Below are 17,547 nucleotides of genomic sequence, written 5' to 3'. Positions count from 1 at the left end.
TCGTGTTTTTATGGATCAATAGCATGTTATATCGTTTTGTATTGTTAAAAATTGCGACTGTTATGACTCTTTTTTTATTAGGAGGTTGTGCCAGTTTAGCTTTCGAGGAAAACCTGCCAAGGCTTGCTTTTGCAGCCTCGGGTACTGATGCGTTCTCCCGGAATATGCCAGTTATAGTGAGCGAGCGGCCTCGGCATTCTTATAACCGAATCGGCCAGCCTGAAATTGTTAGTGAAGCCCGGCGAGTGACCCTGACGATAAACCCAACTAAGGCGGTGGTTTATACCGAGAAGCGTTCATTTGAAACCGCCAATGGAGAATACACAAATCTGATATACCGCCTGCATTTTGAAAAAGTCCCTTTTAGTTTGCTGCCGTTTAATTTAACCACGGGTAAGAATGTCGGTCTGTTGCTGGTGGTTACACTTAACAGTCAGCAGCAAGCTGTTTTGTTCACTACGGTGCATACCTGTGGTTGTTATCTGGCGATACAACCAACGAATTACCTGCCTAAGGAGGCCTACCCTGATAACTGGAACACGCATCAGCAATCTGTTTATGGCGCTGTTTTGCCCGGTTTACTCAAGCTGGGTGAAGCTGATGACGAAAAATTAGTTATTTATTTACAGGATGAAACGCATCGGGTGAATCATATTGATGTGTTGCCATTGGATAAAGTGATAGCACAATATGCTTTACAGCCACTGACATTGCGGCCGATGAGTGATTTGGATAAGTTGCCTCGCCCTGCTGGGTTGGAGTCTGGCGGGCCTGAGTCTGCACTGTTTGAGTCGATGTTTGAGACTAGCGGGGCTGAAAATGGTTATGTGCGTGGTGTATATAAACCATTCGAGTTTTTGTTAGTGAGTTGGTGGGCACTCGACTCACGTGTCGGTGTGGATAAGCGTTACGGTATGGTAGGCGATGATGGCCCGAGTTTTTATACCAGTATTAAGCCGTGGGCACGGCAAACCTCGGACATGCGTGATTTTCCAGGCTTCTTGAAGTATTGGGGATGGCGTTTATAACACAGGTAAGCCCTTAAGCCCTAAGCCCTAAGCCCGTAGCCAGAGGTGCAGGATAACGGGCGTATTGAGGGCATTGGAAGTATCTAGAGTAACGAAAGTAGAGAAAGTATCGAGAGTTTTGATCTCGTCTTGTTGGCGGTTGGTGCTCCTCAGTGCTCTGTATTTTGTCAACGGGTTACACGTTAAGCAATAAGTACTCGCGTTCCCACGAGCTGATTACTTTGTGGAAGGTTTCGAACTCTGCGCGTTTTACCCCGATATAAGCATCGATGAAGCGCGAACCCATGATTTCACGTAATTCCGGGCAATCTTCGAGCAGACGCAACCCTTCTTCAAGAGAGCGGGCCAGTTCAACGCTGTCACCTTCTTCGGCGGCGGCATCGTAGGTGGGTTTCGTCGGTTGTAATTTTTCTTTCATGCCAAGGTATCCGCACGCCAAACTTGCGGCTATTGCCAGGTAGGGGTTGGAGTCAGACCCTGGAAAGCGGTTTTCAATCCGTGTGGCTTCGGATTCCGATTTGGGAACACGTAAGCCTGTTGTACGGTTATCTATTCCCCATTTCATATTGACTGGCGCGGCAATATCCGGTGCAAAACGGCGATATGAATTAACATTAGGCGCAAAGAAACTGATTGCATTGGGCGTGTATTTTTGCAGGCCACCGAGATAGTAATAAAACGCTTCGCTGAAAGTACCATTCTCTGTCGTAAAAATATTTTTACCGGTTTTAATGTCAATTAAGCTTTGATGTATGTGCATGGCGCTGCCCGGTTCTGACTGCATAGGCTTTGCCATAAAGGTGGCATATACACCATGTTTTAAGGCGGTTTCACGTAAGGTGCGTTTAAACACAAATACCTGATCGGCTAGTTTGAGCGGATCACCATGCAGAAAGTTGATCTCCATCTGAGCAGCACCGGACTCATGAATCAGAGTGTCGATATCTAACCCTTGGGCTTCACAGTAGCTGTATAGCGTATCAATGATGGGATTGAACTCATTGACGGCATCTATGCTGTAAGACTGACGTGCGGTTTCGCGGCGACCAGAACGGCCTGTAGCCGGTTTGAGTTCGTAATCAGGGTCTGTGTTCTTCTGGATAAGATAGAATTCTACTTCCGGCGCAATGACCGGGCGAAGGCCTTTTTTCTCGAAGAGGGCGAGTACTTTTCGCAGTACGGTCCGGGATGCGAGGGGATGCAGTCCGCCCTGCGTATCATAGCAGTCGTTGATGATTTGGGCTGTCGGTTCAGCGGCCCAGGGAACGATTCTCAGGGTATCGGGGTCTGGTAGCAGAATCATATCACGATCACTTGCATCAACGATGTCGTAATGGTTATCTGCCCAGTCGCCGGTGACGGTTTGAACCAGTACTGTTTCTGGTATGCGTCCGCCTTTCTCAGCGAGGAATTTTTTTGTAGGGTAAAACTTACCGCGGGCATTACCTGTCATATCTGGTAGGGTCGATTCTACTTCGATGATGGCGTTCTCTTTGAGGAACTTTTCTACGGCTTCCATAAATCACCTTTATGTGTCGTGCCTGAGTGTTAATGCTGAATGTATAGCCCGTATCAGCAAGCCGTTTTTAATCACCCTTATGATAAGCAATGTCAAACCCGCTGTGTTATTAACTTGCGTTACTAACCTGAATTATTATCAAGGGATTTTACTTGATTTTAAAAGCATTTTTGTGATTTTCATATAGCTATTTTAATCATAGTTTATTATCAAATTAAGTGATTAAATCAGCGGTTTAAATGCTTTTTTTCATGAGGCTGATACGTGGCTTTCAGGCTGTTTTTTTTCTTTTAGACGAGGCATTGAAATGAGTGTGACTGGCTATGAGTCGTCTTACTATGTTGACTCTGTAAACAGAACAGCAGAGTGCTGTGTGTTTAACGATGAGTTAAAAGGCGAAATCAGTAGTGATGTTTGTGTTATTGGCGCTGGCTTTACCGGATTGTCTGCTGCACTGCATCTTGCCGAGAAAGGTTATAGCGTCACTGTGCTGGAGGCAGAACGTGTTGGTTGGGGGGCTTCGGGGCGTAACGGTGGCCAGGTATGTCCCGGTCATAATATGGATCATGAAACTCTGATGACGCAAGTAGGTGAGTTTGCCGCACGGGCACTGTGGGATATGTCTGTTGATTCAGTGGCGTTAGTAAAACAGCTTATAAAAAAACACGATATCCGATGTGACTTGAAGAAGGGGGTGCTGCATGTCGCGGCAAAAAAGTCACATGTATCCTCTATGCAGGAATCGGTTGAGCATAAACAGCAGGTCTTAGGGTATGAAGCTATTCGTTATTTGCCTCGTGATGAAGTGCAAAGCATGCTGGGAACTGATCATTTTTATGCCGGCGAGTACTGGAGTGAAGGTGTGCACCTGCATCCGCTGAACTATGCGTTGGGGCTTGCTGAAGCGGCCGTAAAAGCAGGTGTTGATATTTATGAAAATAGCCGGGTCTGTCATTATGAAGGCGGAAAAAATGGCCAGGTTAATACGACCAACGGTATCGTCAAAGCACGCTATATACTGCTGGCCTGCAACGGCTATCTGGGTAAGTTGGAGCCGCGCGTAGCCGCCAAAATCATGCCGATAAATAACTTTATGCTGGCCACAGAACCGCTACCCGTTGAGCTATGTTGTCAGATTAATCGTGATGATGTCGCCGTTGCCGATTCGAAATTTGTGGTTAATTACTTCAGGCTTTCTGCAGATAAACGCTTGTTGTGGGGCGGAGGCGAAAACTATAGCACTCGCTTTCCTCAGGATATTCGTGGTTTTGTGCGTAAATACATGCTTGACGTTTACCCTGAGCTGGCTGCTGTCAAAATCGATTATGCGTGGGGAGGGACGCTCGCCATTACACGCAATCGGATGCCGCATTTTGAACGGATTGATGATAATGTTTTTGTTGCTCAAGGGTATTCCGGGCATGGGATTGCGTTGGCCACCCTGGGCGGGAAATTAATGGCAGAAGCCGTCAGCGGTTCAAGCGAAAAATTTGACCTGTTTGCAAAAGTTCCAACGCCTGATTTCCCGGGAGGCACATTATTACGTTGGCCAGGGTTGGTGGTGGGTATGTTGTATTACTCTTTGCGTGATCGATTCTTTTAGTACAGAAAAATGTCGTAGCGGATCTGTGTACTTATATCGTTTTACAGATCCGGCGAGACTATCTGGTCTCGCTATTCAAACTCAATCCAGGTGGTTTTTAACTCGGTGTAGTCATCCATTGCGTGCAGTGAGTTGTCTCGTGCGTTGCCTGACTCCTTAAAGCCGCCAAACGGAACGGTCATATCGCCACCAAAGTAATTGTTGATTCCCATGGTGCCGGTTCTCACAGCGACAGCCACTTTGTGGGCGGTATTGATTCTCTTTTAATAAAAGCATAGCGTGGAAAAGAGAGAGTGCTGCTGAGTGTTGACCAGTCTGGGTTGTTGTTTTGCTCATGAGAAACACCTAAAACCTGAATGAAAATTCACTGTATTTAGCGTGTTAATAAATAGCTTTGCAATCACTACCATGCGGGCTTTTTTATCTTTTTTAGGTAAGTATAAGCTTAAGATAAGTTTAAAAAATTTGAATTTAATAACCTAAATATAGGTTCATAATAGACAAATAAATCTGACAGCGCTTAGAATTTGAAAGGGCTTATTCAAGATTAATACATGGCTATACCTAACTTCTGCCGACAAATGAGGTGACGAATGGATAAGAATAATGATGAAAGGGCTCTTTGCGGTTTATCCCAGGCGCAACTGGATGCGCACTGGATGCCCTACACAGGCAACCGAGAATTTAAGAAAGATCCACGCCTGATTGTTTCTGCACAAGGTAACTATTACACCTCAGCTGATGGTAGGAAAATTTTTGATGGTCTTTCTGGTCTGTGGACTTGTGGTGCAGGGCATTGCCGTCCGGAAATTGCAGAAGCAGTAAGCCGTCAGGTTAAAGAGTTGGATTACTCTCCGGCCTTTCAATACGGACACCCAAAATCATTTGAGCTGGCGCATCGCATTACTGAATTAATGCCAGAAGGATTGAACCGTGTTTTCTTTACCGGTTCGGGTTCTGAATCTGTTGAAACTGCATTGAAAGTGGCCCGCGCCTATTGGCGTAAGAAAGGCCTGGCGAGCAAAACGCGCTTTATCGGTCGGGTTAAGGGTTACCACGGTGTTAACTGGGGAGGCGTAAGTGTCGGTGGTATTGTGGGTAACCGGGTACTGTATGGGCAGGGAATCGATGCGGTACATTTGCCACACACCATGCTGCCAGAGAATCTATTTACTAAGGGCATGCCGGAAACCGGAGCGCACTTAGCCAATGAGCTAGAAGCTCTGCTGGCACTGCATGATGCATCTAATATTGCGGCGGTGATTGTTGAACCGTTAGCAGGTTCTGCCGGCGTGATTCCGCCACCGGTTGGTTATCTTAAACGCTTGCGTGAGATCTGTGATAAGCACAATATTTTGCTAATCTTTGATGAGGTTATCACTGGTTTTGGCCGCATGGGCTCTAATACCGGTGCAGAAGAATTTGGTGTCGTACCTGACCTGATGACGATAGCGAAGCAGCTGACTAATGGCGTTATTCCTATGGGAGCTATGGTTGCTAAGCAGGAAATTTACGACACCTTCATGCAAGAAGGTGGCGCAGAATACATGCTCGAGTTGCCGCACGGTTATACCTATTCGGCACATCCGGTAGCGTGTGCTGCTGGCCTTGCTTCACTGGATATATTGGCAAAAGACAAGCTGGTAGAAAGAGTCAAAACTGTGTCCCCACAGTTCCAGGAAATGTTGCATAGCCTGAAGGGTACAAAGTATGTCTCGGATATTCGTAACTACGGCTTAGCTGGCGCGTTAACCATAGAATCTGCTCCTGGGGAGCCTGCGTTGCGTCCTTTCCAGATTGCGATGAAGTGTTGGCAAAAAGGTTTCTATGTGCGTTGTGGTGGTGACACTATTCAGTTGGGTCTGCCATTTACCGTTGAGCATGCAGAAATAGATAACGTAATTAATGCGCTCGGTGAGTCGATTAACGAACTTGCATAAGCTCGCAATAATAAAAATTTGAGGAAAGAAGATGACAATTGTAGGCCATTTGATAAACGGTGAAATGCGTACCGATGCGGCACGTAGTCAGGATGTATTTAATCCAGCGACAGGTTTAGCCACGAAACAGGTTGCGTTGGCATCAAAAGAAACCGTAGAAGAAGCGATTGCAGCGGCTCAGGCCGCATTTCCAGAGTGGCGTAACACACCGGTTGGCAAACGTGCTGCGGTGATGTTTCGTTTTAAAGCGTTATTAGAACAAAACGCGGATAAAATCTGCGAAATGATCGGTGAAGAACACGGCAAAATCAGTCATGATGCAGCAGGTGAGTTGCAGCGTGGTATCGAGAATGTCGAGTATGCCTGCGGTGTTGCCGAGCTACTTAAGGGTGAACACAGCAAAAATGTTGGCCCGAATATCGATTCCTGGAGTGAGTTTCAACCGCTGGGTGTTGTGACCGGTATTACGCCGTTTAACTTCCCTGCCATGGTGCCGTTGTGGATGTACCCGATGGCGATTGCCTGCGGTAATACGTTCGTACTGAAACCTTCTGAACGTGATCCAAGTTCTACTTTGTTTATCGCGCAGCTGTTACAGGAAGCCGGTTTGCCGGATGGCGTCATGAACGTTGTCAATGGTGATAAAGAAGCCGTTGATACACTGCTGACAGATGTGCGTGTTAAAGCGGTGAGTTTTGTTGGTTCAACCGCGATTGCCGAATATATCTACACCACAGCTAATGCGAATGGTAAACGCTGTCAGGCCTTAGGAGGCGCTAAAAACCACGCGATCGTGATGCCGGATGCCGATATGGATAATGCGGTAAACCAGCTGTTGGGTGCTGCTTTTGGCTCCTCTGGTGAGCGTTGCATGGCGTTGTCTGTCGCGGTTGCCGTAGGTGATCAGGCAGCAGATGCGCTGGTGGCTAAAATGAGTGCGGCGATGCAGTCATTAAAAGTGGGTGCAGCAACGGATAGCAGTAATGATTTTGGTCCGGTGATTACACGCCAACACCAGCAGAAAGTGGTCGGTTATATCGACAGCTCAGAGAAAGATGGTGCCACTATTGTTGTTGATGGGCGTAACCCACAGGTATCGGGATATGAAGAAGGTTTCTTTGTCGGTGCTACGCTAATTGATGGTGTAACGCCTGCAATGGTGAGCTATCAGGAAGAAATTTTTGGTCCGGTATTACAGGTTGTCCGTGTGAATACCATGGATGAAGCGATGCAACTGATCAATGATCACGAATACGGTAACGGTACCTGTATCTTTACCCGTGATGGTGAAGCCGCACGTTATTTCTCGGATAACATTCAGGTGGGTATGGTCGGCATCAATGTACCACTGCCAGTTCCTGTTTCTTATCACAGCTTTGGTGGCTGGAAGCGCTCACTGTTTGGTGATCTGCATGCCTATGGTCCTGATGCCGTACGTTTTTACACTAAACGTAAAACGATTACGCAGCGCTGGCCTTCAAGTGGTGTGCGTGAAGGTGTGTCTTTCGCCTTCCCGAGTTAGTTGTTTATAAGGAGCAGGTTACTGCTCCTTGCTCTACTTTGTTTTCATCTCCAATTTTGCAGGCCATCTGAATTGTTTCAGATGGCCTCTTTTTTTCAGAGCACCCGGTTTTTTTCAGAGTACCCGTTTTTTATCAGTCAAGGCGAATTAACAATGTGCCATCTATGTGGACCAGATTATTAGCATGGGCTGGCGTCTGAGCCATATTGACATCAGTTATGCCGCTTGCATGCGTGGTTAATGCTTTGATGAAGCAGGCTCTGAGGTCAAATACTCAAGGAAAGTTTGCTGCACCAAATTGGAACGTGCACCTTTGCGTGAGATAGCAGAGAACTGCGTTGAATAATGATATTGCTCAGGGAGTAGGGCGCGCATTCTGCCTGCCTGAACCCACTGATCTGCCAAATGCGCCGGCAAATAGCCGATATAGCGTCCGGTGAGAATCAGAAACGCGATCCCTTCTCTGTCGGTAGCGGTGGCGGTCGATGTCAGTTGTTGATGGCACGCTTTGATTTCAGGGGTTTGTGCGTAAGCAGGCACGACTGCATCCCAGAGGCTTAATTTGCCTATGTTATTGTCTGTGATTGCAAATAAGGGATGCTCGTTAGAACAGTAAAGCTGCGATTCTTCCTGATAAAGCGGGAAATATTCCAGCCCCGCTAACGCACGTAAGTCAGGCACGATGCCAATGTGCAGACGACCATCAAGGATGCCGAGTTCTATCTCATTGGGTGGGGCCATGCGGATATTTATAGTGACGTCAGGCCCCTGTGTTTTCAGCGCAGATAAAGCGTTGGTGATGCGCATATGTGGCATCGTCACCAGGTTGTCGGTAATGCCGATATTAAGCTCACCTTTGAGCTGAGTGTGCAAGGTGTTTACCTGGGTGCGGAAGTCTTCAATAGAGGAGAGCAACTGCAGTGTGTAATGGTAGATCTGTTCTCCTTCCTCAGTCAGTGAGAAACCTGAGCGACCGCGTTGGCAAAGCCGGAATCCTAAACGGCTTTCGAGATCAGACATGGCAATGCTGATAGCAGCGCGGCTGATATTGAGCTCAACTTCAGCCGCTGAAAAACCACCGCTTTCAACCACCACTTTATAGATACGCAGCAGGCGCAGGTCGATATCGCTCAGCTGTCCTTTAAGTTGTATCTTGCTCACGATGTTGCTCTTTAATGGCTTTTGGTTAATGTTTGCTTATGTGAGGTGTTCTTATCTATGTTTTTGATAAACATTAAGCAGGTGATAACCTGCTGTCAATATTGGCTTGGAAACAAAGGGCTGATGGTTCACTATTAGTGCGGATATAAATGCGGAAAATGGTTGTCTTATTTATATGAAGCAGACTCATTTTTGTCGCTTAAAGGTGGGGTGGTAAACAAGGAGGTTGGGCGCTGCTGCGACTCTTATGAGCTATAATTTAGTTCAAGGTTAGGTGTTAAATATGCAGAGTCTCTCCTATTCAGATGTTAATGAAATCTTTCCGCTTGGTTTTTGTCAGGAATTGTCGATGTTTGGCGCGTTGGCTCCAGCCTGTCTTGAGTTTTTATTGAGCGAAGGAAAAATTAACAAGTACGATAAGAGCGAAACTGTCTTCTCGCCAGGCGAAGATTCCACCCAGTTCTATGTGGTACTCAGCGGATTAGTCAGATTTTCACGGCCCAAAGGCGAAAAGAGAGTTTATATTCGTTGTTTTAAACCCGGAGAGCAGATCGGGTTTGTTGGTATGATTGGTCTGCATGAGCGCAGAGGCTTTGCGATCGCAGCAGAGCAGACCTGCCTTCTGGAAATTACGTCAGAGTTATTTCATCAGGTTTGTGAAAAGTTTCCAGCCGATTTTGTGGTTTTTCTGATTAATATTACCCGCGAGCTGAGTCGTGAGATCAATTATCTGGATGCGCTCTGTACCGAACTTAACACGGCCGAAAAAGTCCCCTTTAAAATCTAAACTTCTAATTGTCATCTATTCAACTTTGAATTATGAATTCTAAACCCTGAATCATCACCGGGAGTCAGTACATAGGTCACGGCTGTTGCATTAATAACCCCGGGCCATCCTGAATTGTTAACAGCATTGATTGTATTCTCATGACGATCTTGAAAGTTTGCTGGGGTATTAAAAAACGCCTCTTTATCTGCTGATGGGATGACGATAAAGAGGCATTGTCTTTGTTGTTTTTTATTGTTTTTATTGGGCTTTTTTGACTGTTACGCCATAACAAAGCCCATGATTAACAATGAAGTGAACGCCAGTGCCGCAGCGATCAGAGCGTACGGAATTTGTGTCAGTGCATGCTGCATCGGTGTGCAACCGGAACCCTGAGAGGTTAGTACGGTTGAATCGCTGAAGAAGCAGGCGTGGCTGCCGAAAGCTGATGCAGAGAGCAGTGCACCAACGGTCAGCGGCATCGACATATCAAAGGAGATAGCCATTGGGATTACGATGGGTAAAGAGACCACAAAGACACCCCAGCTGGAGCCCGTCGCAAACACCACTGCAGCCATAGAGGCGAAGACTAAAGCAGGTAGCATCTCTTTGGACAAATATGGTGTGAGCGAGTCAATGATATAGGGTGTCATTGCCAGTTGATCGTTGATCTCTTTGACCATGAAGCCCGCGCATACTACGGCGATGGGATGCAGCATCACTTTGAAACCGTCCAGCATGGAGTCAACTAATTGGCCGAAGGTTAATAAGCGTTGCCAGAAATACATCACCATTGTAAACATCGAAGCAACCAGTGCTCCGAGTAACAGATCAATATCGTAGTAGACACTGGCAGCCACGAGGACAGCCATCGGTAATAAAAAGTTGATCAGGCCGACGAATGAAGAGGTTTTCTTCATGTTAGAGGTGTCGAAGCCGTCGAGCAGAATGCCTGATGGGATGGGTTGGCCTGCCTGAGCACGTTTCTCGGCATGCTTCATCGCACCGAAGTCACCAAGAATACCCGCAGCGACCAGAAAGACAACTAACAGCGCTAACCAGCCGTACGCCATGAACGGAATTGACTCGATATACAGTGACATGCCGTTGCCTGCAGGGGTCGCGCCATTCTCCTCAAGCAGGGCTGCAAAGTAGACAGCCCATGTTGATACCGGCACCAGGATACAGACAGGAGCGGCTGTAGAATCAACTAGAAAGGCCAGCTTCTCGCGGGATATTTTGTAGTGATCCGTCAGGCGTTTCATCGATGCTGAAACCGCTAAAGAGTTCAGGTAATCATCGATAAATACCATGATGCCGAGTGCGCAGGTGGTTAACATAGTGCCTCGCCGGGTTTTGATGCGCCCTGCCAGCATTTCACCAAAGCTAAGGACGCTGCCACCGCGCTCCAGCATGTTAATCAGTCCTCCCATCATGCCGCAAACCAGCACAATCCAGGCGATAGTTTCATTCATGACTACGGAAATTGAAAGGTCACCCATAGCGTTAACCAGGTTGCCAGGGTCGAGCAGAAGAAGTCCCGCGATGATACCGGCAAAAATTGACTCTAACGGCTTTTTGGTAATCACCGCGACAAACAGAATAAGAAGTGCCGGTAACAGGCTATAAAATCCATAGGATTCGCCTTCCACATGCTGAGTGGAAAGATAGGCAAAAAAAGCCATAATTCCACCATAAAACAGCAGCCACTTTTGCGGGCTGTTAACCCCCTCTACTGTCTGCTGTGTGGCATTTGCAGCGGTGCTGCTATCAATGCCTGGCTGAGCAATATCTGTACTCATGAAAATACCTTGGACATATTTTTATAGTTGTTAAGCGATTTGGCGTACCGATTTTACTGGCGAATCAAACACCAAATTTGTCGCGCATTGTGTAATACCAGGCACCCATCGCAGTGTAAGGAATACGGAATGTTCGGCCACCGGGGAATGGGTATTGTGGCAAGCTGGCAAAGATATCGTAGCGTTCTGCCTGGCCCTGAATGGCATCAGAGAGTACTTTTCCGGCTAAATGAGAAGAGGTGATGCCATGACCGCTGTAGCCCTGCGCGTAATAGATATTGCTGCCGATACGGCCAAACTGCGGCAGACGCATTAAGGTGAGCAGGAAATTACCTGTCCAGGCGTAGTCTACTTTTACCCCTTTTAGCTGAGGGAAGGTTTTCAGCATATTTGGTACGATCAGTGACTCTATTTTCTCGGGTTCGCGAGCGCCGTAGGTAACACCGCCACCGTAGATCAGACGGCCATCGCCAGACAGGCGGAAGTAGTCGAGAAGATAATTACAGTCTTCAACGCAATTATCCTGGGGCAGTAAATCTTTTTGTTGAGCCTCGCTCAAAGGCGCAGTGGTAATAACCTGAGAACCACATGGCATCGCTTTCTGCTCAAGTTTGGGTATCAAGTCACCGAGGTAGGCATTTCCGGCGACGACGACAAAGTCTGCTGTCACGCATCCTTTAGCGGTATGCACTTTCACCTTGCTGCCTTCCTCAACACGGGTAACCTTTGAGTCTTCATAAATAACACCGCCGAGTGATTCCAGCGCTGCGGCTTCACCCAGGACGAGGTTAAGAGGATGAAAATGGCCGCCGCTCTTGTCGAGTAAACCGCCAGTATAACGTTTGGAACCAATGTGATCCTGAATGCTATCAGCCGTCAGCATCTCTAGCTGGGTATGCCCGTGAGCTTCCCAGAGCGCTTTCTTGCTTTCCATATCTTGCAATTGTTTAGTGTTGCACGCGGCAAAAATGCCGCCCTCTTTGAGGTCACATTGGATATTGTATTTTCTGATAAAATTACGAATAATTCTGCCGCCCTCAAAGGCCATTTTGCCCATTTCGGTGCCGGTTTTTTTCCCGTAGTGCTTCTCAATAAAATCGATATCGCGGCTATAGCTATGTACGATCTGCCCGCCGTTGCGCCCCGATGCGCCAAAACCAATGCGGCTTCCTTCCAGTACAACAACGTTAAAACCACTTTCGGCCAAATGAAGCGCCGTTGATAGTCCTGTATAACCTGCACCAATGATGCAGATGTCAGCATTGATCTGCTCTTCAAGCGTCGGACGTATATTCTTATCGTTGGCCGAGGCGGCGTAGTAAGACGTGGTATGAGATGGTGCTGCCATAATAAACCTCTGTAATGTGGCCTGCGGGTAGCAGGTGATGCTTGGCTACGAAATAATCTGTAAATACCCAAAATATCAATGTGTTTCAGATGGGTAGATCGGTTGCAAAGTGTAAGGTAGCCGACAATCGTAAGATACTTGGCAGGTGATCTTTGTGGATATACCTAGTAGGGGATATTTTTAGTCAGATGTTGGTTTTTACTGAAGAGTCATTAATGATATACAGGAAAATAACGCAAGGTTGAAATACTCAGAAGTTGGACTGAAGGGGGGATTCAAAGAGCTCAATAAGGTGCGACGGTTTCGGCATCAATAAAGACGTTGTTAATCGTTTTTAGAAAGAGGTCTTTGGCACGGGTTGGCTGGGCTGATTTTTTGCTGATGACGGCAACGCCTAAAGAAAAGAATTTGCTTTTGGTCGCAATGGCTTTTAAATCGCCTGAACTGATATGCGGGGCCGCTACGGATTCGGGCAGAAAGCAAATATATTGCCCGGATAAGGCCATGGCAATGCGTGAATCGTAGTGATAAGCCGTCCCGGTAAGGTGCATGCTGGATAGCTGCTGGTAGACTTCCTCATGAGGTTTTAGCCCCGCATGCACCATGCGAGAACCATGAAGAAGCTCTTCGGTTAGCTGCTCCTCAGATAACTCATAGAGTGGGTTGTCCCGGCCGCAGTACAGATAATTAATATCGGTAAAAAGGTGTATATAATTTAGTCCTTCCAACTGCCGATGGTAAGGGATAAAGGCAATGTCTAATTCATCATTGAGTACTTTTCTTTCCATATCACCCATGTGCTCAACATCGGTAGTCAGCTCTACATCGGGGGCTTGTTGGCAAAATTCTTTAATTATTTCGGAAAGACGGCAACGCGGATCAAGACTGAAAGTGTCGCTCAGGGCGATTTTCAGCTGCCCGGAGGGACTGGTGCTGAGATTATGGATGGTGTTGCGAAAGCTTTCTAACAGCTCAAGTAGCTTACACGTCTGATCATAGATAACAGTGCCTTCATCGGTCAGTGAAAATCCTGATCTGCCACGTTTGCACAGCGTCAGGTTTAGCCTGGATTCTAAGTTGGCTATATGAATACTAATGGTCGGACGACAGATATTTAACTGGGTTTCTGCTGCACTAAAGCCACCACAATCAACCACCGTCTTAAACACTCTAAGTTGCTTGATTTCATAGTCACCAATCTGGCCCAGAGAAAAATTTTTCATGTCGTTAATGGCTTCTTGCTGTGGTTATATAAGAGTGGATTGTAAGGCAAATGAGCGTACTATGAGGACTCAGTGCACATCGGGTAAAGTACCAGAAATTAATTAAGTATTTAATACGTAATGTTAAATAAACGTTTACGTAGATGGGAGCGAATTTAAATTCCCGGCTTTGTCTGTAGGATATTTTTGATGGGCGTTGAGCTGTTTTTGAATAATAACTTATTAAATGTTGGCGGATACTAATCATGATTAAAACACTAAAAAGTTTAAAGAATAAACTTTCAGCATCAGCACTGCTGATGACGCTGGGTTTGGGTGTTGCTGCCGATGTTGCAGCCGCTGAACATAACTGGCGTTTCAGCAACCTGTATGGCCGTGGTACAGCTTTTGGCGAGTTGTATGAAGGTCTGGCTAAAGATATCGAGACTATGTCTGATGGTCGGATTGCAGTGCAGGTGCTTTTCTCAGGTGAAGGCGTCGGGACTGCCGGCTTGCTGGGTGCGGTAAAATCCGGACTGATCACCATGGGTGCGCCTTTTCAATCAATGCATGCTGGTGAACTTCCGGCAGGTGTAGTAGAAATTGGTTTGCCGGGCGGTACCGATGACCCTGTAAAATTGAATGCGTTGTTCCACGAACAAGGTTGGGACGCTGTCCTTAAACAGGCTTATGGTTCCCAGGGTATGGTGTGGCTTGAACCGTATATCCAGCCACCGGTATATATCATCACTAAAAACCCAATCAATTCAGTAGCTGATTTTCAGGGTTTGAAAATTCGTGCGCCGGGTGCTTATGGTAAATTCCTGCGTAACCTGGGAGCATCGCCGGTATCGTTGGCGTGGAGCGAAATTTATACCAGCCTGGCAACCGGTGTTATTGATGGTTCTATCGGCAGCAACATGATCGACCATCGTGATGGTAACCATGTGGAAGTCGCTAAGTATATGTACCGTCTGCCTCTGGCCGGTGCTCAGGTGTTACCGATCGTTGTAAATCGTGGTGCCTGGAAAAAGTTACCAGAAGATTTGCAGGCTGTTGTGCAAAAAGCGACAGAAAATCATGCTCAGGAGCAGTTAACCAAATCTAAAACATGGGAAGCTGAAGCGGTTGCAGAAATGGAAGCTAAAGGATTGTTGTGGAGCCCTGAGCCGAGTGATGCTGATAAAAAAGCGTGGGCGGATGCCGGTGCTGGCCTGTGGGATGAGTATGCTGAACAGGATAAATACAGTAAGCAGCTGATCGATATTATGAGAAAGAATCAGTAATTCGTCTCAACATTTAAAGGGGTGGTTTTCCACCTCTTTTTATCTTACAGGTGTACTCATGGTTGCAACTTTCTTAAGGGGTGTATGCCGCAGTATTGACGTTGTCGTTATGCTGACAGGTAAAGCAGCCTCCTACTTGATGCCTATTTTGGCTTTTGTCGTCGCATTCGAAGTCTTCTCGCGCTATTTTCTTGGTCAGCCTACTGTCTGGGCTTTTGATTTCTCTTTGTTTTTGTTTGGTTATATTGCCGCATTAGGTGGCGCATATGCTCAGCAAAAGCGGGCACATATTAACGTTGATATTCTCTATCTGAGCGTCTCCCATAAAACCCGCTGTGTGTTCAACCTGATCTCTTTCTCTCTAGGTATCTTCTTTTTACTGGTCATTATCAATATAAGTCTTGGTAAATATGAAGAAGCTATTGAATTTGATTATCGCCGTCAAAGTGAGTGGGCGCCACCTATGTTCCATTTCTGGGTGATGATGGTTATTGCCTGTGGTCTTTTTATGGCTCAGCTGGGTCGCGATATGCTGCTTGATCTGTATTACCTGTTTACCGGTCAGAGGCTAATTGAGCAGGAGAATGATGATGGGAATTGAGTTATTAACGGGCGTTTTGTTGTTTTGTATCCTGATATTTTTTGCATTAGGTGCGCCGGTAGGTTTGGCGCTGGGCGGTATCGCCATGGTTATCGGATATATGACCTGGGGCGACGGGATCTATAACGTTATTCCTTCAACGCTTGAAGCAACCTATTTCAGTTTTATTCTGTTGGCTATCCCACTTTATATTTATATGGGTCAATTGCTGACAAAGTCGGGCATCGGTGATGCCATGTTCAATGCGAGTCAGATGCTGATTGGTAAAGTCAGAGGCTCACTGGCAATCAGCGTAATCGTAGTCTGCTCAATGATCGGTGCCATGGTCGGTATTATCGGTGCCGGGATTATGACATCTGGCAGTATTGCGCTTCGGCCAATGCTCGAGCGTGGCTATGACAAACGCCTGGCTTTAGGTGTGATAATGGCGGGTGGTGGCCTCGGTATTTTGATTCCACCCAGTATTCCTATGATCATGTTTGCGGCATCAACGCAAAACTCTGTCGGGCGGATGTTTTTGGGTGCAATGGTTCCTGCGCTATTGATGATATGTCTGTTAATCGCCTACGTGATTATCAGTTGCCGCCTTAATCCACAGCGAGCTCCTCTGTTAGAAGAACAAGATGACATCGCTCCGGTGAGCGCAAAACAAAAATTCAGAACTGCGCGTGATGGTTTTTTTGCGATTCTGCTTATCGTGGCGGTACTGGGTAGTATCATTACAGGTATCGCTACACCCACCGAGTCGGGAGCTATCGGTGTCGTAGGTGCTATTTTGCTGGCGATTCTTTTCAAACGTTTCAAAATGGAAATGTTTCAGGCGGCAGGCTTGCAGACTGCTATTTTAGTCAGTGTTGCGATGTGGATAATTTTTGGAGCCTCAGTATTCAGTAACTTTCATCTGCTGATGGGCGTTCAGAGCATGGTAGCCGAGTTTACTGGTGGGCTGGATCTGCCTCCGATTATGATCATCATCATGTTTCAGCTCATTATGTTACTGCTGGGCTTTATCATCGATGAGTTTATTATCGTCCTGATGTGCGCGCCGCTGTTTACGCCGATTGCTGTGTCTCTGGGTTATGACCCCATATGGTTTGGTGTGTTGATGATTATCAATATTCTGATTGCGGTACAGACGCCCCCGTATGGATTTGCATTATTCTATCTTAAAGGGATCGCTCCGCCGGGTGTGGGCATGGGGGATATTTATAAATCAGTTACACCATTTATTATGCTTAATTTAGTGGTTCTGGTTCTATGTATGATCTTTCCTGAAATTGTGCTTTGGTTGCCCAACAAAGTAATGGGTTAAAAAGGAAAAATAATGTTTAAAAATATTTTAATTCCAGTCGACCTGGCCCATGAAGAACAGTTTTCCCGATTGATGGCAGCGGCGGTATTGCTCATCGGTAGCAACAAAGCACAAATCGATCTGCTGTATGTGGACCAGAGCTTAATACATCAGGGTAGCTATCCTTATCTGGATAATAAAACCTACGCTGAACATAAAAAAGATGCCACTGAGCGGCTTGAATATCTGATTCAAACCGTTGCTCCTGCGCATGTGACCTGCGTCACTCATATCCGCCAGGGGGCGGCACATGACCACATCATTGAAGAGGCTAAGTTGCAGCAATCAGATGCTATTCTGATGATGGCGAAGCGGCCGGGCATCGCCAGTTACTTTCTGGGTAATACGGCAGAAAAAGTGGTGCGCCATGCTGATTGCTCAGTATTTGTCATACGTGATCAGTGATTTAAATAAAGGG

Annotated in this window: 15 protein-coding genes; 9 read left to right on the top strand and 6 right to left on the bottom strand. The window is 46.6% G+C overall.

Annotation, left to right across the window (positions count from 1 at the left end; translation table 11 throughout):
* The first annotated feature begins 23 nt into the window (after positions 1 to 23).
* Positions 24 to 1,028, top strand: a complete 1,005-nt coding sequence (locus BM099_RS04370) for a hypothetical protein (protein ID WP_090724929.1) — start codon at positions 24 to 26, stop codon at positions 1,026 to 1,028.
* Between the two features lie 175 nt (positions 1,029 to 1,203).
* On the opposite strand, the gene BM099_RS04365 is transcribed toward BM099_RS04370, so the two are convergent.
* Complete coding sequence (locus tag BM099_RS04365) at positions 1,204 to 2,547, bottom strand: glutamine synthetase family protein (protein WP_090724927.1); 1,344 nt, start codon at positions 2,545 to 2,547, stop codon at positions 1,204 to 1,206.
* 307 nt (positions 2,548 to 2,854) lie between these two features.
* Between BM099_RS04365 and BM099_RS04360 the strand changes: the two genes are divergently transcribed.
* Entirely contained in the window at positions 2,855 to 4,150 is a 1,296-nt protein-coding gene (locus tag BM099_RS04360) for an NAD(P)/FAD-dependent oxidoreductase (RefSeq protein WP_090724925.1), read from the top strand.
* Positions 4,151 to 4,221: 71 nt separating this feature from the next.
* On the opposite strand, the gene BM099_RS04355 is transcribed toward BM099_RS04360, so the two are convergent.
* Positions 4,222 to 4,407: an aldehyde dehydrogenase family protein gene (locus tag BM099_RS04355; protein ID WP_280522130.1), complete on the bottom strand. Its 186-nt coding sequence runs from the start codon at positions 4,405 to 4,407 to the stop codon at positions 4,222 to 4,224.
* A gap of 336 nt (positions 4,408 to 4,743) precedes the next feature.
* Here BM099_RS04355 and aptA point away from each other — a divergent pair, with 336 nt between their 5' ends.
* Positions 4,744 to 6,090: an omega-aminotransferase AptA gene (gene aptA, locus BM099_RS04350; RefSeq protein WP_090724923.1), complete on the top strand. Its 1,347-nt coding sequence runs from the start codon at positions 4,744 to 4,746 to the stop codon at positions 6,088 to 6,090.
* 31 nt (positions 6,091 to 6,121) lie between these two features.
* Positions 6,122 to 7,612 (top strand): CoA-acylating methylmalonate-semialdehyde dehydrogenase, encoded by a 1,491-nt coding sequence (locus BM099_RS04345; protein ID WP_090724920.1) that lies wholly within the window; start codon positions 6,122 to 6,124, stop codon positions 7,610 to 7,612.
* A 237-nt stretch (positions 7,613 to 7,849) separates the two neighbouring features.
* On the opposite strand, the gene BM099_RS04340 is transcribed toward BM099_RS04345, so the two are convergent.
* A complete protein-coding gene (locus BM099_RS04340) occupies positions 7,850 to 8,773 on the bottom strand; it encodes a LysR family transcriptional regulator (RefSeq protein ID WP_244889910.1) in 924 nt (307 codons plus the stop codon).
* Positions 8,774 to 9,056: 283 nt separating this feature from the next.
* Here BM099_RS04340 and BM099_RS04335 point away from each other — a divergent pair, with 283 nt between their 5' ends.
* Positions 9,057 to 9,560, top strand: coding sequence for a Crp/Fnr family transcriptional regulator (locus BM099_RS04335; protein ID WP_090724918.1), 504 nt, complete (start codon positions 9,057 to 9,059; stop codon positions 9,558 to 9,560).
* Positions 9,561 to 9,820: 260 nt separating this feature from the next.
* Here BM099_RS04335 and BM099_RS04330 read toward each other — a convergent pair whose 3' ends face one another.
* The 3 genes from BM099_RS04330 to BM099_RS04320 all read right to left on the bottom strand — a co-directional run bounded on the left by BM099_RS04330 (position 9,821) and on the right by BM099_RS04320 (position 13,912).
* A complete protein-coding gene (locus BM099_RS04330; protein ID WP_090724916.1) occupies positions 9,821 to 11,341 on the bottom strand; it encodes a Na+/H+ antiporter NhaC family protein in 1,521 nt (506 codons plus the stop codon).
* 64 nt (positions 11,342 to 11,405) lie between these two features.
* Positions 11,406 to 12,689, bottom strand: coding sequence for an NAD(P)/FAD-dependent oxidoreductase (locus BM099_RS04325; RefSeq protein ID WP_090724913.1), 1,284 nt, complete (start codon positions 12,687 to 12,689; stop codon positions 11,406 to 11,408).
* 284 nt (positions 12,690 to 12,973) lie between these two features.
* Positions 12,974 to 13,912 (bottom strand): LysR family transcriptional regulator, encoded by a 939-nt coding sequence (locus BM099_RS04320; protein WP_090724910.1) that lies wholly within the window; start codon positions 13,910 to 13,912, stop codon positions 12,974 to 12,976.
* Between the two features lie 245 nt (positions 13,913 to 14,157).
* Between BM099_RS04320 and BM099_RS04315 the strand changes: the two genes are divergently transcribed.
* The 4 genes from BM099_RS04315 to BM099_RS04300 are packed head-to-tail and all read left to right on the top strand — an operon-like array spanning position 14,158 to position 17,534.
* Positions 14,158 to 15,177 carry a TRAP transporter substrate-binding protein gene (locus BM099_RS04315; protein ID WP_090724907.1) on the top strand — a complete coding sequence of 340 codons (1,020 nt, stop codon included), beginning with the start codon at positions 14,158 to 14,160 and terminating at the stop codon, positions 15,175 to 15,177.
* 58 nt (positions 15,178 to 15,235) lie between these two features.
* Positions 15,236 to 15,778, top strand: a complete 543-nt coding sequence (locus tag BM099_RS04310; RefSeq protein ID WP_090724904.1) for a TRAP transporter small permease subunit — start codon at positions 15,236 to 15,238, stop codon at positions 15,776 to 15,778.
* Entirely contained in the window at positions 15,768 to 17,090 is a 1,323-nt protein-coding gene (locus BM099_RS04305) for a TRAP transporter large permease (RefSeq protein WP_090724901.1), read from the top strand. Before BM099_RS04310 ends, BM099_RS04305 begins: the two co-directional genes overlap by 11 nt.
* Before the next feature lie 12 nt (positions 17,091 to 17,102).
* Entirely contained in the window at positions 17,103 to 17,534 is a 432-nt protein-coding gene (locus BM099_RS04300; protein WP_090724899.1) for a universal stress protein, read from the top strand.
* Positions 17,535 to 17,547 lie beyond the last annotated feature (13 nt).

The organism is Neptunomonas qingdaonensis, assembly GCF_900113275.1.
GTDB lineage: Bacteria > Pseudomonadota > Gammaproteobacteria > Pseudomonadales > Balneatricaceae > Neptunomonas > Neptunomonas qingdaonensis.
This window is presented reverse-complemented; position numbering and strand designations above follow the sequence as displayed.